The sequence below is a fragment of the Alphaproteobacteria bacterium 33-17 genome, assembly GCA_001897445.1.
Lineage (GTDB): Bacteria > Pseudomonadota > Alphaproteobacteria > Rickettsiales > 33-17 > 33-17.
The window spans coordinates 1-26,660 of sequence record MKSX01000023.1; the positions used below are offsets into that span (position 1 = coordinate 1).

Annotated in this window: 21 protein-coding genes; 11 read left to right on the top strand and 10 right to left on the bottom strand. The window is 32.9% G+C overall.

The window, feature by feature from the left end:
• The first annotated feature begins 207 nt into the window (after positions 1-207).
• Both BGO27_00005 and BGO27_00010 read left to right on the top strand, forming a co-directional pair.
• On the top strand, positions 208-3,090 hold the full coding sequence (locus BGO27_00005; protein ID OJV13174.1) for a hypothetical protein: 2,883 nt from the start codon (positions 208-210) through the stop codon (positions 3,088-3,090).
• 21 nt (positions 3,091-3,111) lie between these two features.
• Positions 3,112-3,477, top strand: coding sequence for a hypothetical protein (locus tag BGO27_00010; protein OJV13218.1), 366 nt, complete (start codon positions 3,112-3,114; stop codon positions 3,475-3,477).
• Between the two features lie 146 nt (positions 3,478-3,623).
• Here the strand turns inward: BGO27_00010 and BGO27_00015 are convergent, their stop codons facing one another.
• The 6 genes from BGO27_00015 to BGO27_00040 all read right to left on the bottom strand — a co-directional run bounded on the left by BGO27_00015 (position 3,624) and on the right by BGO27_00040 (position 12,688).
• A complete protein-coding gene (locus tag BGO27_00015) occupies positions 3,624-8,747 on the bottom strand; it encodes a hypothetical protein (GenBank protein ID OJV13175.1) in 5,124 nt (1,707 codons plus the stop codon).
• A 102-nt stretch (positions 8,748-8,849) separates the two neighbouring features.
• On the bottom strand, positions 8,850-9,128 hold the full coding sequence (locus tag BGO27_00020; GenBank protein ID OJV13176.1) for an iron donor protein CyaY: 279 nt from the start codon (positions 9,126-9,128) through the stop codon (positions 8,850-8,852).
• A complete protein-coding gene (locus tag BGO27_00025; GenBank protein OJV13177.1) occupies positions 9,115-11,001 on the bottom strand; it encodes a hypothetical protein in 1,887 nt (628 codons plus the stop codon). The genes BGO27_00020 and BGO27_00025 overlap by 14 nt, the downstream gene beginning before the upstream one ends.
• 18 nt (positions 11,002-11,019) lie before the next feature.
• Complete coding sequence (locus BGO27_00030; GenBank protein OJV13178.1) at positions 11,020-11,346, bottom strand: ferredoxin; 327 nt, start codon at positions 11,344-11,346, stop codon at positions 11,020-11,022.
• An 11-nt stretch (positions 11,347-11,357) separates the two neighbouring features.
• The gene (locus tag BGO27_00035) at positions 11,358-12,068 is read right to left on the bottom strand and encodes a hypothetical protein (protein ID OJV13179.1); all 711 of its coding nucleotides are present in this window, start codon (positions 12,066-12,068) and stop codon (positions 11,358-11,360) included.
• The gene (locus BGO27_00040) at positions 12,068-12,688 is read right to left on the bottom strand and encodes a hypothetical protein (protein ID OJV13219.1); all 621 of its coding nucleotides are present in this window, start codon (positions 12,686-12,688) and stop codon (positions 12,068-12,070) included. The genes BGO27_00035 and BGO27_00040 overlap by 1 nt, the downstream gene beginning before the upstream one ends.
• Positions 12,689-12,952: 264 nt before the next feature.
• Between BGO27_00040 and BGO27_00045 the strand changes: the two genes are divergently transcribed.
• The 4 genes from BGO27_00045 to BGO27_00060 all read left to right on the top strand — a co-directional run bounded on the left by BGO27_00045 (position 12,953) and on the right by BGO27_00060 (position 17,830).
• On the top strand, positions 12,953-13,855 hold the full coding sequence (locus BGO27_00045) for a hypothetical protein (GenBank protein ID OJV13180.1): 903 nt from the start codon (positions 12,953-12,955) through the stop codon (positions 13,853-13,855).
• A gap of 135 nt (positions 13,856-13,990) precedes the next feature.
• On the top strand, positions 13,991-15,058 hold the full coding sequence (locus tag BGO27_00050; protein OJV13181.1) for a hypothetical protein: 1,068 nt from the start codon (positions 13,991-13,993) through the stop codon (positions 15,056-15,058).
• A 145-nt stretch (positions 15,059-15,203) separates the two neighbouring features.
• Positions 15,204-16,634: a hypothetical protein gene (locus BGO27_00055; GenBank protein OJV13182.1), complete on the top strand. Its 1,431-nt coding sequence runs from the start codon at positions 15,204-15,206 to the stop codon at positions 16,632-16,634.
• A 140-nt stretch (positions 16,635-16,774) separates the two neighbouring features.
• Positions 16,775-17,830, top strand: a complete 1,056-nt coding sequence (locus BGO27_00060) for a hypothetical protein (GenBank protein OJV13183.1) — start codon at positions 16,775-16,777, stop codon at positions 17,828-17,830.
• A gap of 184 nt (positions 17,831-18,014) precedes the next feature.
• Here the strand turns inward: BGO27_00060 and BGO27_00065 are convergent, their stop codons facing one another.
• The gene (locus tag BGO27_00065; protein ID OJV13184.1) at positions 18,015-18,743 is read right to left on the bottom strand and encodes a hypothetical protein; all 729 of its coding nucleotides are present in this window, start codon (positions 18,741-18,743) and stop codon (positions 18,015-18,017) included.
• Between the two features lie 113 nt (positions 18,744-18,856).
• On the opposite strand from BGO27_00065, the gene BGO27_00070 reads away from it, so the two are divergent.
• Both BGO27_00070 and BGO27_00075 read left to right on the top strand, forming a co-directional pair.
• On the top strand, positions 18,857-19,648 hold the full coding sequence (locus BGO27_00070) for a hypothetical protein (protein ID OJV13185.1): 792 nt from the start codon (positions 18,857-18,859) through the stop codon (positions 19,646-19,648).
• Positions 19,632-20,345, top strand: a complete 714-nt coding sequence (locus tag BGO27_00075) for a bifunctional 3-demethylubiquinol 3-O-methyltransferase/2-polyprenyl-6-hydroxyphenol methylase (protein ID OJV13186.1) — start codon at positions 19,632-19,634, stop codon at positions 20,343-20,345. Before BGO27_00070 ends, BGO27_00075 begins: the two co-directional genes overlap by 17 nt.
• 280 nt (positions 20,346-20,625) lie before the next feature.
• On the opposite strand, the gene BGO27_00080 is transcribed toward BGO27_00075, so the two are convergent.
• Positions 20,626-21,201 (bottom strand): hypothetical protein, encoded by a 576-nt coding sequence (locus tag BGO27_00080; protein OJV13187.1) that lies wholly within the window; start codon positions 21,199-21,201, stop codon positions 20,626-20,628.
• A 99-nt stretch (positions 21,202-21,300) separates the two neighbouring features.
• On the opposite strand from BGO27_00080, the gene BGO27_00085 reads away from it, so the two are divergent.
• The 3 genes from BGO27_00085 (at position 21,301) to BGO27_00095 (ending at position 25,303) form a co-directional block, all read left to right on the top strand.
• On the top strand, positions 21,301-22,131 hold the full coding sequence (locus BGO27_00085) for a hypothetical protein (GenBank protein ID OJV13188.1): 831 nt from the start codon (positions 21,301-21,303) through the stop codon (positions 22,129-22,131).
• Between the two features lie 119 nt (positions 22,132-22,250).
• Positions 22,251-24,359, top strand: a complete 2,109-nt coding sequence (locus BGO27_00090; protein ID OJV13189.1) for a polyribonucleotide nucleotidyltransferase — start codon at positions 22,251-22,253, stop codon at positions 24,357-24,359.
• A 182-nt stretch (positions 24,360-24,541) separates the two neighbouring features.
• Positions 24,542-25,303, top strand: a complete 762-nt coding sequence (locus tag BGO27_00095) for a hypothetical protein (protein OJV13190.1) — start codon at positions 24,542-24,544, stop codon at positions 25,301-25,303.
• 188 nt (positions 25,304-25,491) lie between these two features.
• Here BGO27_00095 and BGO27_00100 read toward each other — a convergent pair whose 3' ends face one another.
• The gene (locus BGO27_00100) at positions 25,492-25,953 is read right to left on the bottom strand and encodes a hypothetical protein (GenBank protein OJV13191.1); all 462 of its coding nucleotides are present in this window, start codon (positions 25,951-25,953) and stop codon (positions 25,492-25,494) included.
• 255 nt (positions 25,954-26,208) lie between these two features.
• Positions 26,209-26,649 (bottom strand): hypothetical protein, encoded by a 441-nt coding sequence (locus BGO27_00105; GenBank protein OJV13192.1) that lies wholly within the window; start codon positions 26,647-26,649, stop codon positions 26,209-26,211.
• Between the last annotated feature and the right edge of the window lie 11 nt (positions 26,650-26,660).

Below are 26,660 nucleotides of genomic sequence, written 5' to 3' on the forward strand. Positions count from 1 at the left end.
AGAAAAATCCTGGGCTTCCTCAACCCTCAAAAATTAATCCCTAACTTATTAATAAATCGTTGCACTACTATCTAGAATGTACCAAGATTTAATAATTACACATGATATTAAGGGTTGTATTTTTATTAAATAAATGCAACTATATAGTTATAGTAAAATTGCACTTTCGCTATTTGATATATTAAATACGTAATTACGAAGAAGCTTATGAATAACCAAAGCTACAGAAATACTTTATCTTTTAAGTTTACAACTTATTTTGTACTAATGTGTATCTTACTATGCTTAATCACTATTGTTGCAAGCAGAGTCTTAATATTCAGCGAAGTAAAAACACGCTACATGCGCAGACATCTGATCGAGGTTGAACACTTTAAAAGATACCTAGATGAAATAGTAGGAGATATTGAAGTTGCGGCAGGTGCTTTAGCAAATCTGTACGAAAACACTACTAATACTCAAGAATATAAAAACTTGTTAAAACCAATTTTGAACTCTAAATTACTTCCAATGTATGTTGAAAGCGGCGGAATATGGCATCATGATAAAGAATCTTCAAATAATATATCATGGTCACGAGAAAAAAACGACTCAATTTCGGTTGATTTAAATCTAAATTCCAAAGATTATATTAACGATGAATGGTTCGCACCAAATCAATTTAATAATAACAAAAACTGTTATTGGTCTGCTGTTCATAAAAGCGTCAAAACTTCAAATAACATTATAACCTGTAGCTTCCCTATCAAACACAATGGAATTACACAGGCGTCTGCCTCACTTAATATTAATATCGAAAAATTTCAGGATTTCTTAAAATCCTCAAAAACAGTACTAGACGGCTACACACTTATAGTTGATCGCAATAACAGCATCATTACTTTTCCCGCAAATATGCTTAACTTAGATAAAAAATATATTTCATTAGAAGAGATTAAAGATAACTTTAAAGATTTTGAACTGATTTATTCAAATCTTTCTAACATCAACAATGATAAAATTAATCTAGCAAAGAATATTAATTTAAATGACTTTGATCAAATTGTAAAAAAAATCACATCGCCTAAAATTTCTCTTAAAGACGCTTACTTAATAGCCACTAACATTATTATAAATGAACGAGACAAAGACAAAATAGCAGAACCGATAACATTTGAAACGCTTAGTGAATCCTTATTAAAGCAAACATCATATGTAACTATCGTAGAAATGCCTCGCACAATGTGGAAATTTGTGATGGTGACACCTTTAAAAGCGATTGAAGGTTACTCCGATACAATGGCATGGAGACTAGGCTTAACATTGCTTACCGTTATAATAATAATATTTACAGGCTTTTTTATTAAAGTTAGAAGGTATTTAATCGACCCAATTTCTGACATTATATCAAAGCTTAAAAGTAATCATTTAAATAATGAAGTATGCTATTTATCCGAAGAACGAAACGATGAGTTAGGACAAATTGCATACTGGTATAACAGGCGCACAAAAGAATTAATTGAGGCAAAAAAAGAGTCAGACTATCAAAATAATACTAAACGAGACTTTTTGGCAAATACATCCCATGAACTTAGAACACCACTTAACAGTATCATAGGAATGACTGACTTACTGATTGTAGGCAGTAAAGATCAGGACACCATAAAAGGACTAAATATTATCCTGGAATCCTCTCAAAGCCTGCTTGAAATTGTAAATGATATTCTGGATATCTCAAAAATAGAATCAGGTAGCGTGATACTGGAAAGAGTAGCATTTTATCTTAATTCAAATTTAAACAAAGTTATAATCCCTTTAATTCCCCTTGCTGATCGCAAAGGTTTAATGGTTAAACAAAATATGCAAATTCCGTATAACATGGTAGTTTGGGGTGATCCTTTAAGGCTCAACAGGATTTTTATGAATTTAGCTGCCAATGCTATAAAATACACCGAAAACGGCACTATAAAATTTAGTTTAAAAACCAGTGTCGATGGAAACAAAGTACTTTTAACAATAATAGTTGAAGACACTGGCATAGGAATGACCGAAGAACAAAAAGGTCGCATCTTTTCAAAATTTGCCCAAGCTGATAATTCAATAACGCGTAAATATGGCGGCACAGGCTTAGGGTTAGCTATAACCAAGCAGCTAATAGAGATGATGAACGGTACAATTAAAGTTGAAAGTATGTACGGCGTTGGAAGTAAGTTCATAGTCAATATACCTTTGGATATTGCAGATGAAAAATCTGTTACCGACAAAGATCTGCAAAGGGATGTTATCCCAACAGGAACTCTGGATTCTAAAACAGTCAAAATCCTAATAGCTGAAGATCATGCACTTAATCAGGTATTTGTAAAAAAACTTATGGATATTCTGGAAATCCCTAATATTCATATCGTTGATAATGGAAAAGAAGTTGTAAAAGCGTTTAATGAAGGTAATTTCGATATAATAATTATTGACGGTCATATGCCCGAAATGAGCGGCTATGATGCCATAAAACTTATCAGGGAAATTGAAGAAAAAAACAAAACGCCAAGAATTCCTATTGTAGCAATGACAGCAAATGCCATGATGGGCGAAAGAGAGAGGTTTATAACCTTAGGCGCAGATGAATATATTAGCAAACCTGTTGATCGTAAAACATTTATTAAAATAATGTCCAGATGGATTAAGTTCGGCAATCTTTCAAGCAATCCACATAATACCAGCCAGAATGTTGTAGAGAGCTTGGATAAAAACCTGCCAGTTTTAGAAACATCAGTACTAGACAGTTTCTTTGCTGACAAAAGCAACCATAGCGCTGAAGTTAAAGAGTTAGTAGACATATTCAATGAACAAACGCAATTACATTTGCAAAAACTTTCGACTTTACTTATTGATGGCGAGTCTAAGGAATGGAGGGAAATCTCGCATTTAGTCAAAGGTGGAGCAGCAATTATAGGCGCAAGGAAGCTTGCTGGAATAGCTGCAATTTCTCAGAAAATGGAAAACTCAAATAAAATTGACCGAGAAAATGTATTTAAAGAATTGCAAGATGCCTATAAAGAGGTATCATTAGAACTAAATAATTTAACAAACTCTAAACAGGAAGGAACAGAATAAATGAGAATAGGCACTGACGACATGGTACTTATTGCGGAAGATGATCCGATAGTCAGAACTGTAATTAATAAAACGCTTGGTGGGATAATTAAAAATGCATTTGTCACAGATGGTGCTGAGCTTATAACAAAATACAAAGAAATCTTGCCGGATATTTTAATTCTTGATATACATCTTCCAAACAAATCCGGACTTGAGCTAATTGCTGAAATTAAAAAAATAGACCCAGCTGCTTATATAGTCATGCTCAGTGCTGATAGCTCTCGTGAAAATGTGATTAATGCTATGTCAAAAGGAGCAGTAAACTTTTTAACAAAACCATTCACAAGGCATAAGCTTCTTGAAGTCATAAATAACTGCCCGACTATATCAAAACAATACGAATAATATAGTGAATTAAGTTGAGTTTTGCACAGAAATAACGAGCGATATGTAGAAAAATCTACATAAGCAAGGAAATGACGCATACAAACCTAAACTTAAAAAACTATAAAAGAAGGATGCATTTGATACATCCTTCTCAAATATTAGATTTATGCAACAGCTGCTGCTGCTTCAGCACGTTTCGCTTCTTGCCTCATTTTCTTTCTTTCTTCTAATGTTCTATGGCAATATTTTTTTGCAAGATCCTCGAGGCAGTCTTTGGGTATTGCAACATTAGCAGTATAGGTTAAATCTTTAATTGCCTTAAGATCTTTTACAAACTCTTTATTTGTTTTGTAACAGCTATATTGCTTGTTAAATAATATTGGCTTATAAAAACCAAGTTTACGTGCACCATACATACCAATGTCTTTAATAAGTCTAAATCCGCCTTTTACCCATGCACGCGGTCTAAACCAGTCAAGGTCTGAATCCATTCTCGAGAGTAAATCTTGCGTCTCAGAAATAGCTATAATTTTATGTTTGTTTACAGCCGTAGATACTTCTTTGGTATTTGCCAATACATCTTTAAACTTACGAAATAAAAACGAACCTTCTGCAATCTCACCTTGTGTTCCAGTTAAAGCATTTACCAAAGATTCTTTGTGAGAGTAACCCTTATCAAGCAAATCTTGAAGATTTGACATTGCTGCGGATGTTTCCCTTCCTTTCTCTATTTCACCATATACAGCCTTCTCAATCTTTTCTCTACCAAACAGAGTCTTATCCTGCATAATTTCTTTCAAATTATGCATAGCAAGTTCAATCATCAAATAATTAGTATACTTAGAAATATCTATTTTCTTGAGGATATTGTTTACATCTACTGCATTACCAGTAGCAACAGCAGCATTTAAAATTTGAAAGTCTTTGAAATTAATACCAAATTGCTTTTGAATTATATTTTCAATATCTGCTACTGACTTACATTTTGCAAAATTGCGTATCAATGATTTAATAGAATCACTAGCCTTTTTAGGATTTAAATCAATTGCATTTTTAATGTTATTTTTGATATCAGCATCCATATGTGCAACATCAATATTCATTGATGCAGCAAGTGCATAAAGCATATCATCTTTGGTAACGCCTTCAAAACTATATTTAAATACCGCTTCCATATCAAATTTCAGAATGCTATTTAACAAATTCTTGAATGCTTTTGTTTGCATAAGCGTCACAATTGTTTCTTGCATAACACTATCAGCAATATTAGTTATCAAATTTTTAATATTAAACATTCCATTAATCGCTGTATTATTCCCCTCTAATTTTGAAAAGAGGTATCCAGCTAAAGCAAGATTTCCATGTTCATAAGCATTAAATAACTCACCAGCGTTAATGCCTGAAATTTTGAAAAATAATGCCCTAAGCCTATCCTGCAAGCTTAAATCCCTTGGGTTATTATTTTTTACAGACATAATAGCTTTAAGAGCCTGAGCCAAATCGGCGGCAGCGTGATTTGTTGCTCCTACAATAATAATCTTTGGCAATAATTTAACTGCCAAGTAATTCATTACTTCATCATCTGATGAAAGTACACTGATTTCTGTAATTACGTTAGCTATATCAAACACACCATTAATTGATCCAATATCCAACTTAAGATCTTTATTAAATGCACCATTTGTCAGCGCTTTCATATCATCAGCAAGTATGGTAACAGACTTTAAGTTAGGGGCGATAACTTTAAATATATCCCTAAATCCTTCAAATAGTTTTGCGGCAAACATTGTAAATAATTGTATATCAGACTTATCCTTGAATTTATTATTGAGCTTCTTATCTGACTTCATTAAGCGGAATACTATTTCATTAAATAGCTCTGAATTATTACCAATAATAACACTAAGTGTTCCTATATAATCAAATGATTTTAAAGTATTCTTGTTTTCGTTATTAGTAGTTTCAGCGATAATTTTAGAAATACCATCCCCGATTAATTGATTAATTTTATTCTTAAAACTGTCAGAACTAAGTATTGCAATTAATGAGGAAGGATTTGAAAGCACACCCGCGAATTTCATGACTTTATCATTCGCCAAGAAAAATGGGGTAATTTCTAACAATTCATCTGGCTCTACCAATAAACTTAAATTTAATTTTCTGAGAACTTTAATATGAGCTTCCAGTTTTTTAATAACTTTTAATTCTTCTGGTGTAGTTGCTGGATCTTTTTTCACCTTATCAATTGCTTTTAATAGCTTTCTTATCCTTAAATAACTTTTAATGTTATAAAACAATCTTAAAAATCCAAATATAGCATTAGCCATATTAAATAATACTTTAATAACAAGTTTCAAATCTATTGGGTTTATAAGCCTAGCTTGAACTGTGTTTAGTTCTTTTTTCAATTGACCTATATAGCCTCTTAGATGCTGTCTTGTCATACGGATATTATGATTATTTGCAGAGTCAATATCCCTTGCAACATTTATGATATCATCGTGAAGTTCTTCGATATATTTAGCTTTATTTAGATTTCCAAATGGATCAATGTTATTATCAAGAGACTTACGAATGTTTGTTGCACTAAAACGCGCAAGATTTGAAAGCCTGTTAATTTTATATTTTTCTCTACCCTTAAAATATTTCTCATACATATTTTCAGAATTAATATCTTCTGGTGAGAATTCCAATGCATCTTTTGCCTTATACATATTATTCACAAATAACATTCCATAAGGCTTAACGTGCTTTTTAAGTCCGCGCGCTCTACCCATACCTTGTGCAAGTTGGCTTGGGTTCAGAATTGCAGAACTTTTATCTAATGCTATAGCAAACACGTTATCAAGATTCTGATCGTTCCATCCTTCCGTCTTTTGGTTAGATATTACTATTGAACCAAAATGCAGCATATAGTTATCTTTAACCACTGAACTGTAGTTATTGTAGACTGGATTATAAACAGTGAAACCTGCCTCTTTTTGAAAAAGCGAATCTAAATCTCCACCAACAAATTCTTGCGCACGAGCATCAGTTGCTTTTTGTGTCGGATCTTTTAAATTGATAACCCTTTCCTTCATTTCGTTGAAACTACGATTTACATCACATTTATAATCACTACCTTCAAAGCTGCCAAAATGCATCATCATGATATTTTGATTAGCAAACCTGTCTAAAGTTGTCATGTCTGCTAGATCTACAGTAACGTAATCACCACCAAACTCACTTTCACCATGTGCTGATTTAGTAGACAGCCCACATTTAGTATACAAATCTTGATCTAACCAGCTACATTTTGCTAAATCAACTCTGTAGCCCTTTTTAGAACCTTCAATATAAATCTTTATTAAATCAAGAGTAATTTGCGCAAGAGACTCAGCACCCTTAGCATCAATACCACTTTTGTTATATTCTTGGTGATAAGTATACCATGCTGCAATTTGCTTAAGATTTTGTTTACCCACTTTATTACATACATTTTCAAGTTTACTAGATAGTTCGGCAGGGTCTTCATTTCTTAATCTGTCTAGTTCCACTACATCAATTTTAAGTAGCTTACACATAATATGATCAATAATGAGCTTACGGCTATTATTAAACATTATTTTGCGGCTTTTAATATTTAAAGAAGTTTTAATTTTCGCTTTTGCTATTACCTGCAAATCTTCTGGAAGTGAAGCAACTGCTTTATTTAAATTATCTTCCATTTCATTATTATGTAGCGTATCCCAATCTTTTTTGACGTTAGAATCTACTGGTCTTACTAAAAAACCTATAAGTGGAAGACCTTTAGATATTTGCTCAATTTCGTCACTTCTTGAGTTATACTGACTGATCTTACCGTTACTAATTTTATTCATATACTGAATATTTTTGTTATGCAGCATATCATTAAAAGTGAGGTAAGTATTCACCATGTCTTCATGAGAATCTGTAATCACCAGGGTTTTTCTGTTTTGCATAACAGGAACAACGTTGCGCCTTAAGTATTCATCAACTACCTCCGTTTTTTGCTCATCTGACATAGCTGAAGTATCGGGAATTGAGTAGAAATTTGCATCTGTAGATTTTTTATAAAGAACCTTTTCTTGCATCTGCTCAGCTAATGCTCTTGCCGGATCTGCAACATCTGGAGTAATAGAATCATATACAGCAAGGCATGTTGAATCATATATATCATTAGCAAAATCAGCAATTTTTTTACCAATCGAGCGCTTTTTATCTCTTGCATTTTTAAGGTCTCTTTTTTTTGCAGCAGTATTTTTTACCTTAGAAGTCTCAAATTCAGTTGGAACAGCATATCCACCTTCAATTTTCTGCTTCATTGACATTTTAACTAAAGCTTTATTACCACAGATTTTAAATGTCTCTTTATCAGGAGTCGCTGTTAGGAACATACATTTAAATTTTTTCGATAATTCCTTAATTTTTGCTGCAAAACCACCTGAATACATAGCTTTATGCTGTTCGTCAAATGATACAAATAAATCTTGCGAAGTACCCATAACATCATCAATTCTGTTTTTAAGGATTTCATTCCATGAAGATACAACAATCTTAGGTCTGTCAGTTTTTTTCATATCAGTGAAAAGTGTTGGATTTTCTGGAGCCTGACCTGCTTCAGTTTTTGGCAATCTAATGATTTTATCAGTTACATTTTTAGGAAGTAAACGTGGGAGATCCTTTCCACAAAACTGCTCTACTAAGCTTCCGCCAGGTACTGTAAAACAGCTGTTAACGTTTGACATATATAATACCAGCATCCAAACAGCCTGAGTATATGTTTTACCAGAACCTGTTGGAAGGGCAATTAACATGCTATCATCTGAATCGATATTCTTAAGCATCTCACCTAAGTTAGCAATGTGCATGCTATATAAGTCAATCTTATCTTCGCCACCAATTTTTATTGTCTCATTATAGAAATCAGTTAACTTAACACCAATTTTATTAGTGCCTTTATCATCTTCAATAACCAGATCTTTTGATGATAAAATTTTTAATTTTTCATCAGCAGTATACTGAGTTATAGGTTTGATATTAGCAACGTTTTCAGCATATGCACCATTTGGGGAAGTAAAGCTAATCTTTCTTTCACCATTAACAACGTTAACAGTTACCTGAACATTTTCACCAAAAAGGTTAACAATACCTGTTACAGGATTTTTCATAAATTCTTTGAATTTTGGCTCAGAATTTAAAAATTCCATTGATAAATAGCCATAATATACAGAAGAACCGTAATTTTTAATATTATCACGTGCCGTAGTAGATAAATGATTAACCATAGTAAAAAACCGCAAATAATTAAATTATGCACATATTTTAATCTATAATTAACTTTTTGTCAATATTTATTTGCAATTTACCGAAAGGCTAAAAAAATACTATTAAAATAGCTCTTTTTCTATAATTTCCAGCAATTTAACATTAGTTTTAGTGCATATCCAGGCGCTATCACTTAAAACAAAATGTTTAGCCCCAGATACAGGCGATGAAAGCCAGATTTGCATGGTAGGCGCGTGTTTATTTATTACATACGTACCGCTATCTGTTTCAATATACAGCACACCGTTGTTACAATCGCTATCAAGCTCATATTCGTCACATTTATCAGATATTTCAGCGATTAATTTAGATGCAATTTTATCAAATTCAGCTGTATTCATTTTCTTTTTCCTGTTTTATAAGATACTCTGGAACCACCTGACTTATAATGGATTTTATTTCAAAATCAACCTTAGAATTTAATATACTGTCGCTCAGCTTTACCCAATCTAAACGCAAATTATTTTCCACCTTTGAAAGCATAATATCCTTATGGCTTGTAGGAATAAGCTCTTCATTTTGATAGAATAATTCTTCATATAGCTTTTCTCCTGGTCTAAGTCCAGTAAATTTGACCTCAATATCCTCTCCTGGCTTAAGCCCTGCCATTTTTATCATCCTGATAGCTAAATCATATATTTTAACTGGCTCTCCCATATTTAAAACAAAAATACTACCGCTGTTTTCAGGGTGATGACTAGCAATTGACGCAGATTCAAGAACCAGCCTTACAGCCTCTTTTACGGTCATGAAATAACGTATAATATTAGGATGGGTTACAGTAATAGGCCCCCCTCTTCTGATTTGATCTTCAAATAGTGGAATCACTGATCCACTCGATCCCAAAACATTACCAAATCTTAAGGTTATAAAAACAGTTTTAGAATTTATAGCGCTATAAGCTACATATTTCTCTGCCATACGTTTTGTAGCCCCCATTACGTTGCCTGGGTTTACTGCTTTATCAGTAGAAATCAGTACAAACATTTCGGTTTTGGCTTTAGTTGCCTCATCCGCTACTATTTTAGTGCCTAAAAAGTTAATACTTACCGCCTCTTCCACGTTCTCTTCCGCAATAGGAACATGCTTTAGTGCCGCAGCATGGAATACTATTTCGGGCTTAAATTCATCAAATATTTTAGCTACTTTTTCTTTGTTTCGAACATCACAAATAATTGCTTTATATGGAATCTCAAATGAATCAAGCTCTTTACTTATTGAATATAAATTAAATTCAGAATTTTCCAGCACAATAATCTGACATGGGCTGTAGGCGGCAATTTGTCTTACGAGCTCCCCACCAATTGTACCGCCACCACCCGTAACTAATATTTTTTTCCCTGAAATAAGGGATAGTAAGTTAGCCGATTTTAGAATATTTTGAGGTCTTTCTAATAGGTCTTCAATATTTATATTTCTGGGTTCAATTTTATCTGAGAAATCAGTTTGAAGATCGGTATAACTTGGGAGCTTTGCAATACTTAAACCATATTTTTCACATTCGCTAATATAGATTGATAGCTCATCTTTATCAATATTTTCCTCTGCAATAATTAGCTTTTGAGGCTTAATATTTTTGGCATTCAAATGCGATATTATATTCTCAAGATTTTCTATACCCCCCATTACAGGAACGCCATAAATTCTGGTATTATGCTTTGAAACGTTTTTGTCAATTATTGCTACAATATGATAGTCATGACTTGGGTCTCTAAGAATTGATCTTATAAAGTTTTCAGATACACTATTAATTCCTGAGATAATTGTTGGGATTTTTTTCAATTGTAAGCTAGCATTTTTGGTAAAAAATTTTTCAGTGTAAAGTCTGTATAGAAACCTACCACCAATTAAGCTACTAAGCGTTAAAACAAGCTGAATTACAAATATAGTGCGCGGAATATTATCAAGCCTTGTAAGCACAAACATAGCTATAAAAAAAGATGTGATAATATATATACTATTTCTTAGAATAACCTTTACATCTTCTATAGAAAAATAGCGCCACATAGCCCTATGCTGCTTAGAAACAAACAAAAATGGTATTGAGCATAAACCAAGAACTAAAGTTCCTAAAACCACTTGCTCTTCAAACTGAGTTATTTTAAAGCTACCCACCCTTAGAATATACGCAAAAACGTATGATAAAAGTATCGCACTTACATCATACGTTAAAACCGCATACTTACGTAGCTTATGTGTTTCTAAATTTTGCATACCCCCTCCTTATAGCACCTAAGCCCCAGGTTTTTCGCTTAAATACTGTTTTTTATCTTTAATATGCTTAAATTCTTCGGCTTCAGGCATTGGATCCTTGCGTCTATTAATGTTAGGCCAGTTAGCAGATAGTTTTTTATTAATTTCAAGCCAATCAATACCTGCGTCGGTGTCTGGTTTAATCGCTTCTATTGGGCATTCTGGCTCGCATACGCCACAATCTATGCACTCATCTGGATTTATTACCAGCATATTTTCGCCTTCATAAAAGCAATCTACAGGGCAAACTTCAACGCAATCTGTAAGTTTGCATTTTATACATGCTTCTGTAACTACGTATGGCATTACTTAATCTCCTAAGAATATTTTATTTGCTTTTCCCTGCCAGCCTTAATTTGTACTAGGCGGGTTTTAACTTTCATGAAAGTTATAAAGATTGTAAAAGAAATGCAACTAAAAAATACGCTAATTAATGGAATTAGCATAGATTTTGCTATAGCCACCCCACCGCTTCTAATAATACTAGATGGTTGATGTAGTGTATTCCACATTTCTACAGATAGCTTAACGATAGGAACATTTACCGACCCTATAATGGCAATAACCGATGCATAAAAATAGGTTTTATCAGATGGTTTGTTCTCATAAATGTAAAGCATATACCCAATATAAAAGAATAAAAGTATTAATGTTGAAGTAAGCCTTGGATCCCACACCCAGTATGTTCCCCACATAGGTCTGCCCCAAATGGATCCTGTTATTAATGTAATAAGTGCGTAACCACAGCCAATTTGCGCCATTGCCTCGGAAATATGAATTAATAACGGATTTCGCCATACAATATATGAAAAGCCTAGTATTCCCATACTAAAATATAAGTTCAGCGAAAGCCATGCACTTGGTACATGTATGTACATAATTCTAACTGAATCAAGCATTTGATAGTCAAGTGGAGCCTGAAGTATTAAATACGCCGAAACTATTATGCTCAATACAAACAGCACTGAAAATATACTAATAATACGGTTTCCGTAATGTAAAAATAAACCTGGTTTAATTGTTATCATTATGCATCCATTCTTATAAAACTTACTATACTACCATACTGCTCGGTTGGATTATGGGTAAACCTTCTGAAACTGAACCATTTATTAGCATTTGTATATGTATCAATATCTGAGTCATGTACATTATTAATACCAGCTTTTACAAGCTTTGCTTTAACAAACCCTGGTAAATCAAACATATATTTCTCATTTTTTGGCTTGAAAAACTGCTTATATGCATCAGATTCTTCTATAAACTTATCATAAAACTCAGCGCCAACCTCATATGAATCCTGCCTGATACAAGGGGCTATTATTGCACCAATGCTATCAGTTTTACAGCCCATTTTAACCATTTCATGTACTGTATTTTCAATAATACCGCTAAATGCTCCTTTCCACCCTGCATGGCAGCTTCCTATAATTTTAGATTCCGTATCATAAAAAAGTATTGGTACACAATCAGCTGTTAGAACCCATAAGTTTACGCCATATTCATTACTTACTTGCGCATCAGCTTCTGGAAAGTACAAATCTGAACTTGCTTTTACAACAATGTTTGAATGAATTTGGTGCAAAATACTATTATTTGCACCTACTATATTTGCAACTTTATAAATACTTTCCTTTGCAGATTCAATAGGTTTATCTTTAGGTAAAAATTTATAGTCACAGTCTTTTACACTGCGATCAATAAAACCATAGGTAATACCAGGTATGTTTAAACCTTCTATTTGAACAATACATTTTTCCATAGTTATTCTATACTTTATAAATTTTCATACACATAACATACTGAAAACATTTACAAAAAGCAAAAGCCTTAATTACAATTAACCGTTTACTTGACTTTTAACCAAAAATTAACTATAATTCGTTAACATAAACTTTTAATAGGTAATGCTATGTCAAAGCACAGTAACAAGAATTTATCAGCAACGCAATTATTGAATCAAAATCTTATCAACAATGATGACTTGCATGTAATAAAAAATGAGTTACTTCAGGAATTTAGCAATGAAAATCCAGATCATTTAGGTATCATTGAATTAATTATTAACTCAACTAATGAGCCTAATTCTTTTTTAATGAAAGCAATTTCAGCTACAAAAGAAGCTAAGAATGGCAGCGAGATTACATCTTCTGACATAGCAAATGTTATAAAGCCGCTTACTTTAGTTAATCCTCTTCCAAGAAGAACAGAATTATTTGTTGAGCCTAGAAAATTCAATACAAAAAAAGCAGGTGAGTACATGGCTCTGGTTAAACAGACTGCTGTTACAACACTTGGTTATTTAGCCCCACAAGCAATCGTTGCCGCTGGCAAAAGCTTAGGCTTAGTATCTGGTGATGAAAATTCAGCAGAAGCAACTGAAAGCATGATGATGCCTTTTGCGCAAGTAGCAAGTACTATGGCAGCATACGTTGTTGGTGGATATTGGTCTAAATCAATGTTTAAAATTTCACCAATTGAAAAAATGATCCACCGCGGGCATGGTAAAGTTACAAGGCTTTTATCAAAAGCAATGCATTATCCAACACGTGGCGAAGGTCAGCTTGAAGGTAAAAAAATCCATGTTGATTATACATCGCTAGAACAGGCTTTTGTTACATCAGCAAATACTCAATTCCAAGCCTTCCCGTTAAATAAGGAAGAAGTTGCCGTACTTTACCCGAATCAAATTAAAGAAACTAAAGAGCAAAATTTTAGTGAAATGTTTAATGAAGAAGCTTCTAAAATTTCATTCAGAGACGCAATTAACCCAACCTTTTCAGGAAAAGTTAAAGCAGAAGTTAGGTTCATGTAAATATAAATTATCAATAAAAGCCTTGCCCTGAACAAGGCTTTTATTTTGCAAGTATTAAAAATCAATTAATTAAGTATTGACTTTAAATTTTACAACCACTAAAGTCTACTACAACAATTTAAAAAAGGTAAATTTATGACTGATTTTATTTGGAGTTTTGAAAAATCTGATAAAAATAGCAGCACTCAATATAATAATCTTGAGGCTCAAAAAGATAGCAACAATGATTTAGCTTATGAAAAGGCATTTACAGACTTTTTAGTAGACATACTAAGTACAAATGATCAAAATCTTTTAAAAGCTAGATTAGATTATATGAAAACAGCTTTAAAAGCTGGCTTAGACAATACAAACGCACAACATATTAAGCTTAAGGATTTAATTGACAGCACTGCTTCAACTACCAAAGATTCTTTTATTATCAAAGCTTTAGTGGCAGCAAGAAAACACGTTAAATTTCACGATAGATCAGGCACACATAATGGATTAACAATAGCAAGTGGCGACATTTCTAATACATTAAAATCTCTTATTGAACATACAATTACTGCACCTAAGGCAAAAGCTAAAGTTACAGATAAAAAAGTCGACTTTAAAAATAAAAATGAATACTTTGCATTTGCAAAACAAGCAGTTATAACAGCTTTAGGCGTTTTTGCTATTCCATTAGTTATGATTATTGGTCGCCGTATTGGTCTTGCTCCATATGCTGGCAAAATTGTTGCAAAACTTGCTACAAACCCAGAGATTGCTAAAGTTTTAAATGTGATTTCTCCAAGCGTTAAAAAAGGTCTTACAATTGCAGCAAAATATGTATTTGGTGGCTTAGCTGGTTACATTGCTGGTGGTTTCTGGGCAAAATCAACATTCAAATTTGAATCAGTTGAAAAACATACTCATGCACAAACAAACCGCATTGGCAGATTCTTTGCAAAAGCAGCTCATTACTTAACACGTGGTGAAGGTAAAGTAGTTGGAAAATCTGAAGTGAATACTACATCACTTCATCAATATGTGGCTAATACAGTAAATAGTCAGTTTCCTGAATATAAACTTACCCTAAATGAAGCTGAAGAAATCTTCAAAGATAAGGTAATTGACATTTCTAATGCTAATTATTCTAAAGAAGCTTCTAAAGTAACTTTCAGAATGGCAGTTGACCCTTCAAGAAGTATCGAAAGATCTGCAGAAATTACTTTCTAATCATCTTTTGCGATATACCTTAAAAAGCCCCTAATCATTTAGGGGCTTTTTATTTATCAATATATTAACAATTTCTTAAAGCAATAATTGACATTTACCACTTAATATATTATTTATAATTCAAACAAATTATAGGTTAAAGCAAATGACTAAACTAAGCTGGCATTATAGTAAACATAACCCAAATGAATTAAAAAATTACACTGACTTTAGGGATATCAAGAACAGCGTAGACCCAGACTTATCTCCAATAGGATACAATATTCTTTTAAAGAATATTTTTAATACCCCTCAGTTTGACACCATTAAAACAACCTTACTTACCGCTTACCCTTCTCAATCAAAATTCAGGCAAAAACTTGAAGCATCAGATAATAGCCGAAATTCATTAATTTATAGAATTATAAATACTTATGCTTACAGTCACCTTGAATTTAAAGATGACTCAGATGAAGCTGGCTACGCTGCCAATGACTTTTCATCAGTTCAAATTGATCTAGATGCATTAATTAACACTATCAAAGCTAACATAGTTGATACAACAATTGGCGAAAAGCCAACCCTTAGTAATCAAGAATACCGAAACTATTTAAACAGTATTTATACAGACCAGTTTGATGCTATCAAAACAGCTTTACTTGCTGCTTATCCAGCTGAATCAAGGTTTAAACAAAAACTAGAAGCATCTGATAACAGTCATAACTCACTGATTTATAAAATAGTAAATGCGTACGCCGCAAATCACATCGCATTTAAAGCTAACTTTGATGAAAATGCGTTTTTAGAGAATCAATATTCAGCTATTGAGCTTGATATTCCAGGTTTAATAAACACTACTACAACAAATGTAATCGACACAACAATCGGAGCTAAGCCTAAATTAGACGACATTGATGTTGTTGACCGTACACCTAATAAGTGGTTTAACCCTAATCATGCTAATGACTGGTATGCTTTAGGCAAGCAATTAGGTTTATCAATTATTGGCTATAACATTCTGCCAATTACACGTGCAATTGTTTCATCAGCTTTAAACATATTTGGCGTTGGTCACTATGTATCCGAAGGACTATTTTTAGCCACCAGAAATAAATACGTACTCAAAGCCTTTTTAGCTTTAAGCCCAAAATTGGCAAATTTAATTGATTTTACAATCAACCATTTTGCTGGAATGTGTTTTGGCTATGTATTTGGTGGGCTTTGGGCAAAATCTGAATTTAAATGGCAAAAAGCAGAAACCTGGGCTGCATCTAGTAATAGTCTCGTTAGCTACGCTGGTAAGGCGCTTCAGTTAATTACAAAAGGCGAAGGCAAAAGCCAGTTAGCCGTTAATGCAAATGTAAAGGAAAAGTTCCTTGAAACTTTAAACGCTCCTATCGAGCAAATTTCCTTAATTACCAATGGTATAGTTTCAAAAGATGAGCTTAATTATACCAAAGATGAAGCATTCAGAACATTTGGTAGGGCGCTTTCTGATGCAACAAATCCTTCTCAGTATGACGATTACTTTAAAATATCATATCGTGAGGCTGTATTACCTATCTCAACAGAAAGATATATCGAACTTACGTTCTAGTAAGCACTATTTTAGCCATAAACTCTTCATAACAACCCTTTGATTTATATAACCAAAGGGTTTGTTTATTTTTAATATATTGAATCAAACTTAACGCAATGTTAAAATTATATTAACATTTTATTACACAGGTATTTTTTATGAAAGATGGCGATAAAAAGGATAAAAAAGACAAAGAGTCAAAAAATCTACACAAAAAAGCTGCTAAAAACGCCAAAAAAATAAGTAAAGGGGTCAAAACAGGCTTAAATTCTAATAGCTCAATCTCAGTCAGCGGAATAACAGTTAAAGCTAAAGATAATAAGTGGGAAGATGTAAGAAAAATTTTAGAATCAGGTCAAGAAATTCCGCTTGTTAAGCTAAATAATGCTGCATATTGGGCTGCTTATCATGGAAATCAGGATTTTGTAGACCTATTAATTGAGCGCGGAGCAGATGACTATAACCTAATTACTGATGGAGCTATGAAAAATGTAGATATGCAAAATATGGTGCATAACAAAAAAACCAGATTAGTTAAATCATTACTGACAAAAGCAGATAAAAAAGCACTAAACATAGATTTAATAAATCGCTGGGTTTTAATTGCATCAGCAGATCAAAATCCTAGTTTACTTGCTCAATTATTATCAATCGGCGCCGATCCTAACATAGCTCATAATATTAAGAAAAATAATAGTAATCTTAATGAAATACCTTTAGAACATGTCATTTATTCTCCATATGTTAATTCAAACATTTGTTGCCTACTTTTACTTGCATGCGGTGCAAATGTAGACAAGAATTTTATAAATGTAAAAGATATTGAAGATGAAGCTATTTTAGAAATTGTCAAGTCACCTAATTGTCGAAAACTAGCAGGCGAAAATATTTTACCATGGATAAATCAATACAACTTAAATATTATCAAAAAACATCCTAATTACATCGCTATCAATAATTTACTTAACACTTTAAGAACATCATCTAACAATACTAATGAAAAAGGCAATTGGTTCAATAAAATTTCATCTCAGCAAGGGGACGGCATAACTACAGTTTTTGATCTTACCACTCAGAAAATGTATAAACAAATTTTAAAAGATTCAAGATTATTATATACCGGCATTCCAGATATCGATAAACAAATTAACAATGCTATTAAAGATGATGTTTTCCATAGATTACAGAAAAAATCATCAACAATTAACTTATAGGCAAAATTTAAAGTATAATTAATTTTTATAAAGACTGCGATAAAAAATTCTGATACAAAAAAATTGCAAAATAAGCTATTAAACTTACTAAAATACTTTATTAATTAGTAGCAAGTTATAATAAAAAAAAGTGCGGCTATAAACCGCACTTTCAATAACGCCAGGTCATTTAAGACTAAATTTATTAGTCTCTTCTGTCACCAAAGAATCTAAGCAAGTTCACAAATATATTGATGAAATCCATATATAAACTTAAAGCGCCAATTATTGATACTTTAGCAGCAGCTTCAGTATCATTACCTACAGCAAAATAAATTTGCTTAAGTTTTTGTGTATCAAATGCAACTAACCCTGTAAAAATAGCTACAGAAAGCAATGAAACAATAAAGCTTAAACCACTGCTACCGAGGAAAATATTAATTACTGACGCAATTAAAATTCCGATAACACCCATCATAAGGAAAGAACCCATTGATGTTAGGTCTTTTTTAGTTGTATAGCCATAAATGCTCATACTACCAAACACAGCTGCTGTTATAAAAAATGTTTTAGCAATACTTTCGCCTGTGTAAACAAGGAAAAGCGAAGACAGAGACAAACCCATAATTGCTGCATAAGCATAAAATAACACCTGCGCAGTTTTAACCTGTACCCTTTGTATTCCAGCACTTAAGAATATTGCAAATCCTAAAGGTGCTAAAGCAATAAGCCAGCCAAAGCCACTTAAACCTTGCGGCGTAAACATTAACCGCATGAAAGCTTCACTTGAAGACGCAAGCATTGCACAAACACCAGTTAAAACCAGGCCAATACCCATATAGTTGTATATGCCTAGCATAAATTTTCTTAATCCTTCGTTATATTCATTTGCAGAACTAACTTGTACATAAGATTGATTTCTATTAAACTTCATAGTATACCCATTTAATGAGTTGTAATTAGTAGAAATTTATACTCTACTGATGGTAATTATAATAATTATTATAAGTTATTCAAGTGTTTTCAAAGATTTTATTTTTTAGTATTATGTTATATACCACTTTAAGCCAAGCGGCTGATTCCGTAGATGATTACATTTATGAGTATGATTTATCGGAATTTGACGCACCTCAGCCACGTCACTATCGCCAGATTGTACCTAGTACATTCTTTAAAAGCGATACAGATCGCATTTCAGCAAGCGGCATGTTCACTGAGCTACAGTTAATGTTTTTAAAAGAAAATGCACTTAAGATCGGCAGAAGATTATTATTAATCGATATTATGAATGAAACGCATTATTTTATTAATGGCAAACCTGTTAGAGTTACTCCTAAAAAGCATTTACAAACTGTTACAATTAAACCATCTGATTTAATTGGAAGAACTCTTAAAATTTATGTCAAAGATGATAAATTAAGTACAATGGTTACAGTAGAAACAGCGGAATATGAAGCAGACCTCGCTAAACGCCTTGATATTGATTATATCAGAATTCCGATCAGAAATATGTTTACGCCAAATGAAGAAAAAGTTAAAATATTTGAAGAGGCTTTAGAAGCTTTTGCAAATAGTCACTTAATTCATATTCACTGCAAGGCTGGCAGAGGGAGAACTACTACAATGCTTGGTGTTTACTCTATTTACAGGTATTCCAAAAAGCATTCTCTTGAAGAAATTTTAAAGTTCCAAAAAGATTTAGGTGGCATTGACTTAAGCACTAAAAAGGCAGAAAATAAGCAACATATATTTAAAATTTTAGCCTTAGACAGGGCTAAATTTATAGAAGACTATTATATTAAAAATTTTGGAGAAAATACGAATGGCAACAACAATTGATCCTAAAGAAGTAGAAAAGTTTTCCAAATTATCTTCAACATGGTGGAATGAAAACGGTCCTTTAAAACCACTTCATAAAATGAATCCGTGTAGGGTAAAATTTGTGAGGGATCAAATTTATAGCCATTTTAACTGCGACTCTCTTGAAGGTCTTAATATTATCGACGTAGGCTGTGGTGGCGGATTACTTTCTGAGCCACTGGCAAGACTTGACGGTAATGTAACAGGTGTTGACGCTACTGAGAAAAATATTGTTGTTGCTAAAGAGCATGCAAAACTCATGAATCTAAATATAGAATATCTTCACTGCGAAGCCTCAACTTTAGTTGATCAGGGTCGTAAGTTTGATGTAGTTATAGCACTTGAGACAATTGAACACGTATCCGACGTTGACCAATTCATGCAAGATTTATCTAAGCTTATGACTGAAAACGGCATTATAATACTCAGTACCATTAACAAAACAGCAAAGTCATTCTTATTTGCTATAGTTGGTGCTGAATATGTACTACGCTGGCTTCCGAAAGGAACGCATGATTGGCATAAATTTTTAAAACCATCTGAAGTAGTTATAGCCGCAGAAAAACATAACTTAAAAGCTAAATCGATTACAGGAATGACATTCAATCCAATGAAAAATGCATGGAATTTATCTGAAGATTTAGACGTAAATTACTTTGTAGCACTAACCAGGTAGAATAATTAGTGAGATAACCAAGTATTTATTATAATAAAAAAACACAGTAGTTGTACTTTTTTTATTTAATTCCTTGATTTTCATAGAAATTGTAGAAATTTATCATTTTTGTTATTAATTTATTAACCATATACTTGACATTGTGTTAATAAAATGTTAATATTATAGCATGAGATAAGGAAAATATACCCAAAAATTAATCCTTAAATCACATATACTCCCTTATATGTTATAATATAGCGGTAAGGTTATACTCCCCCTACCGCTATATGCTTCAAAATTATTTAATGAGTTTTATTACATCTTCATAAATAATGCTTGGGATTACGGCTTTAACAGCATCAAGGTTTTTCTCTCTAATGTTTTTTCTGATATCTGTAGCGTTGATATTATCGTAGTTTGGCATTTTAACTAATTCAAACTCTGGGAAATTGTTTAAATAGTATGATGAATCATCTTTAAAGTGACCAACTAAAGCAATAGATTTGCTTCCACTTGTTAAAGTGCTAACAGCTTTGTGTACAGCATCTTCCCACTGTTTATCAAAAGGATAGTCGTTAATACTTGTAATCATTACTCTGCCAGGGAATTTTTTGTCCATAACTTTTCTGATTAAATTTGCTCTTTCCATGAAAGTTAATGGGTTCTTTTCTGTTCCTGATTTATCAGCAGAACCACAAAGAACGATAAGCTTATCAGAAATATTTAAAGCTTCTTCCATAACCCTGATATGACCATTATGTACTGGCTGGAAACGACCGATATAAAATGTATATTCGTATTTCTTTTGGCTATCCGCACCTGCATGCAGAAATGTTACTAATAGCATACCTAGGCTAAGTAATAATTTTTTCATGTTAAAACCTTTGATTTTATGTATATTAAAATATAATGAATCGAAAACCTATGTGTTTTCACTTGCTATATAAGCCCATAAAAACAAATTGTAAAGTATATGTTAACAAATAATGAAATAAAAAAAATTGGTATCATTGCAGGTAGCGGAGATCTTCCTTATATTCTTATAAAAGAGCTAAAGAAAAAAGGAATAGAGCCTTATGTTGTGGCTTTAAATTATGGTCTTGCAAGCTTCTTGCTTTTAAATTCAGTACCTTTCATTAAATGCTCGATTACTGAAGTTAAAAAAACTATCAATTTTTTCAAGTCTAACAATGTTAACTCATTGATTTTATTAGGAAAAATAACACGTCCAAACTTGTTTGGCATTTTAAATATAGATAGCGACGCTAAAATTTTGCTTAAACAAATTCTAAGTAACATAGGTGGGGATGATAAAATTTTGTCTCAAATTGTTGACTTTTTTGAACAAAATCATGGTTTTGAAGTTGTTGGCGCTCAGGCGTTTATTGAAAACCATATGTTTGCAGGCACTATAAACGACATTACAAGTGAATTGGAAAAAGTTGATATTCAAATTGGTAGGGAATATCTACAAACTGCTAGTAAATTTGATATAGGGCAGGCAGTAGTTGTGCGTAATAAACAAATAATATGCGTCGAAGGGGCAGATGGTACTGATGCAATGCTTGAGCGGGCAAAAAGTATTAATTCAAACGTTAAATATGGCGGCGTTATGGTTAAAATGCCAAAAAGCGGTCAGAATTTAAAAGTTGATCTTCCCACAATCGGTATTAAAACAATCAAAAACTGTTTTAAGGCAAAAATTAAAGCCGTAGCAATTGAGAAAAGCAAATGCTTTATTTTAGAAAAAGAAGAAATAACTGATTTTGCAGGAAAAAATGCGATTAGCATTGTTTCAGTTTAGGTGCAAAAACAATGTTTTACATTTATGAATATATCAATATAATGTAAAATGCTTACAAAAGAGAAGTAATAAAGGCATTGAGAGAGTCATGCCTACTAACAAAATAAAGGAATATAATAGTGTTTAATATAGTTGAAAAAACATTTGAAATCGGTGGCAAAACCGTAACATTACAAACAGGTAAAATAGCAAGACAAGCAGACGGAGCAGTAATGCTTACCGTTGGTAAGACTATGATTCTTTGTACTACTACAATTGATAAAAAAGTTAAGGAAGATATCGACTTTTTACCGCTTACAGTAGTATATCAGGAAAAGGCATTCGCCGCAGGTAAAATTCCAGGCGGATTTTTTAAAAGAGAAACAAAACCTTCCGAAGGTGAGGTGTTAACATCTAGGGTAATTGACAGGTCAATCAGACCATTATTCCCGGATAATTATCATTACGATACACAAGTAGTATGTACGCTACTTTCGCATGACCCAGAAGTGGATCCTGAAATTTTTGCACTTATTGGTGCTGCTGCATCTGTACAAATTTCTGGCGCTCCATTTAAAGGTCCTATTGCAGCTTCAAAAGTTGGTTATGTAAACGGTGAGTTTTTATTAAATCCAAATTTTGATGAAATTTTAGAATCACAATTAGATTTGATTGTATCAGGTACACATGATTCAGTGTTAATGGTTGAGTCTGAAGCTTCTGAGCTTAGCGAAGCTACAATGCTTAAAGCGGTGAAATTTGCTCATGATTCATTCCAGGTTGCTATCAGTGCGATTAATGACCTTGCAAAAACTGTTAATAAGCCATTATTACAGCTTCCTGCGGAGCATGATCCTGAGCTTGTAACGCTTCTTAAAAATTACTGTAAAGAAAGAGTTATCTCTGCATTCTTAGAAAAAGCGAAACAAAAACGCCGTGAAATGCTTGATACGCTTAAAACAGACACTATTGAACATTTTGAACCACAAGGTTATGACTCAGCTTTAGTTGCTAAACTCCTTAAAAAGTTAGAAAGTGAAATCGTTAGAGAGTGGATTGTTTCTGATAACAGACGTATTGACGGTCGTAGAACAGACGAAATCAGACAGTTAGAGATTGAGACAGGAATTCTTCCTATGGCTCATGGTTCAAGCTTATTTACCAGAGGTGAAACTCAGGCAATCGTTGCTACAACACTTGGAACAACGCAAGATGAACAAATTCTTGATGGCATTAATCCTAATGAAACACGAGCTAAATTCATGCTTCATTATAACTTCCCTTCATTTTCTGTAGGTGAAGTGGGTCCTATGAGAGCGCCAGGCAGAAGAGAAATCGGTCACGGTAAGCTTGCATGGAGAGCAGTAAAACCAGTTATGCCTGAAAAAGCAGCATTCCCATACACAGTAAGGGTTGTATCTGAAATTACAGAATCAAACGGTTCTTCTTCAATGGCTACGGTTTGTGGTGCATCACTTGCTCTTATGGACGCAGGTGTGCCAATTGCAGCGCCAGTTGCAGGTATTGCAATGGGTCTCATTATGCAGGATTCCAAAAACTATGTAATCCTTTCTGATATTATGGGTGATGAAGATCATCTTGGTGATATGGATTTTAAAGTTGCCGGTACTGATAGAGGTATTACAGCACTTCAAATGGATATTAAAGTTTGCGGTATTACTCTTGAAATTATGGAAAGAGCAATCGCTCAGGCTCAAAAGGGTCGTGCGCATATTTTATACGCTATGAATAATGTGCTAAATACTCACAGAACATCTTTAAGCGAGAATGCTCCGACAATTACAAAAATCACCGTACCTAAAGATAAAGTTCGTGATATCATCGGTTCAGGTGGTAAGGTAATTAAAGAAATCGTTGAGCTTTCTGGTGCAAAAATCGACATCGATGATAGTGGTGAAGTTTCTATTGCTGTTAATAACGCTAAAGGCAGAGACATTGCTTTAACCATGATTAAGTCGATTATTAGTGATCTTGAAGTTGGTAGTATATATCAGGGTAAAGTTGCTAAAATCGTTGATTTTGGTGCATTTATTACAATTGGCGGCAAGGATGCATTAGTGCATATTAGCGAAATTGTAAAAGGCAGACGTTTAGATAAGGTGACTGAAGTTCTTTCTGAAGGTCAAAGCGTTTGGGTAAAAGTAGTTGGTTTCGATAAAGGTAAGTTTAAGCTTTCAATGAAAGCTGTTGATCAGGAAACAGGTCAGGAAATTATCGAAATGGCTTAAGTTCTACAAAGCTTATAGAGGAAGGTCTGGGCATCAATACCCAGACCTTTTTGTATATAGTTAAGTCTTTATAATTCTGGTATGTGTCATTTCCTCGCTCACCTAGGTTTGACTCAGCTTCGCTCGTCATTCCTGTACCATAATTTAAATACTTTAACTATAATGGTAAGGTGATGGTAATAATGGAAAATCAATTAATAAAATTATTTTATAAAGCTGAGGACTCATTTTTTAGTAATGTAAGTTCAGATACTATTATATTTAATGAATATGCTAAGTCTTATATTACTGGCGTTCCGGCTGAGGGTCTAAATATATTAAGTTGTCCAAAAATATCAGACGATTTTAGTATTATAGTCACTAAGGCTATAAATAAATATAGTCAGCTAGACTTGCCTTGGATATTAGTTACAAAGGCTGAAAATTGTAATGAACAAAATTATCAGATTTTAGCAGACTTGGGCTTAAATGAAATAGACGAATCTACTGCCATGTTTATTAATCTAGATGGTAATATAGAGACGTCTATTACTGATCTTCAGTTTATAGAAGATGGTAGTAACCTGAATGTGTGGAGAATACCACTTACAGAAGCATTTGAAGCAAATAACGAGATTATGGATTCGTATGTTAAAGCTCATCAAAGATTTAAGGCAAATGAAGGTAAAATGTTTCATTATGTTGGTTTGCTTGATGGTGTTTCTATAGTGTCATGTACAATTAGTATATTTGATAATATTGCAAGAATAGATGATGTCGGGACATTGCCTGAGTATCAGAATAAAGGTTATGCAACTGCTATAATTAAGCATGGTTTGAGTAAAGCAAAGGAAGAAGGCGCTGCATTTTGTTTCTTAGAAGCTTCTAAGCAAGGACTTGGAATTTATAAGAAAATAGGCTTTGAAGAAATTTTTATAAATAAAGTATTTAAGTTAGGGTCTTGACCAGATCAGAGAAAGCTGATCGGCTCCTGTAACCCTTATTGAAAAAAATATGATTTTTTTACTATATTAAAATCATTTTTTAATTTTTTTATGACTTTAAAAAGTCTTTAAAAGCATCTTATTCTTAAAAGATAACTGCTACGGATTAATTAAAACCCGTAGCAGTTTATCAAATATTTACAACTGAATTAGATATGGAACCAATCTGTCGCTTCACCAAATAGGTAAGCTGCTTCGTGGACTAATCCACCTGCAAAACCAACAACAGCACCAACTGCACCACCTACTGTAGAAGCAGCCATATGCGTTACTAAAGAGGTCTTATGAAGACCAGCGTAATCTAGCGCCATACCAGCAGTATTATGAATAATGTCATAAGCAACAGCCGCACCAAGATAACCACCGTAATAAGTATCAACTGTTACGGGATGGTGTAAAAGTGGGAATATTTGACCCATTCCATCATCTTTTCTATCAGCATCGTAGTGCTGTGACATATCATTATAAAATGCAACAACTTTAAAGTAATCAGGCGCACCCCACTCTGCATAAGCATAAGGGTTTGAAGGGTTAGGTCCATGAACTTCAGGAATTTTATATACTTCTAAGATTCCCATTTCTTCAGAATTGCTTGAATTTACATTTGTCATATACTTACATACCTTTATTAATTTTAAAATATAACAATATATTTGCCATATATTTAAATATTAACATTTTATTAACCCCATGTCAATTATTTAGTTAACAAATTAATAATATAAATTTCAATTTTATAACATTTCCATATAAATCAGGTATATGTAGTGACTTAACTTGAATTTTGTACAGAAATAGCTACACGACATGTAGTAAAACCTACATGAGTGAGGAAGCGACGCTGCACATAATTACAAATTAGAAGACTAAATGTGGAACCAGCCTGTATCATGCCCTACAGCATTAACTAATTCGTGCGCTAAACCTACAAATGTGCTTACATATAAACCTATTCCTGCTCCAGTACCTGCTGCTGCCATATCTATATAATTAGATGTATTTTCAAATCCTACGTAATCTAATAGCTTACCTATTGTATTGTGCGAAATATCATGCCCGATTGCTGCTCCGCCCCATGTTCCGTATACTACATCTCTTAAAAATGGATGTATATCGCTTCCATAATGGAATCCTTCTTTTTGGTAAGCTTCTTTAATAAAAACATTTGTTAAATAATCATTTTCGATGTCTTTAGCAAGCTTATTATTATAACAATTCCTTGTAATATAAAAGTTTTGTAAAAAGTCGCTTACAGACATTAAAGTATTTATAGCGGCATCATCACCACTAACAGTAATTATAGACATATTCACCTCAA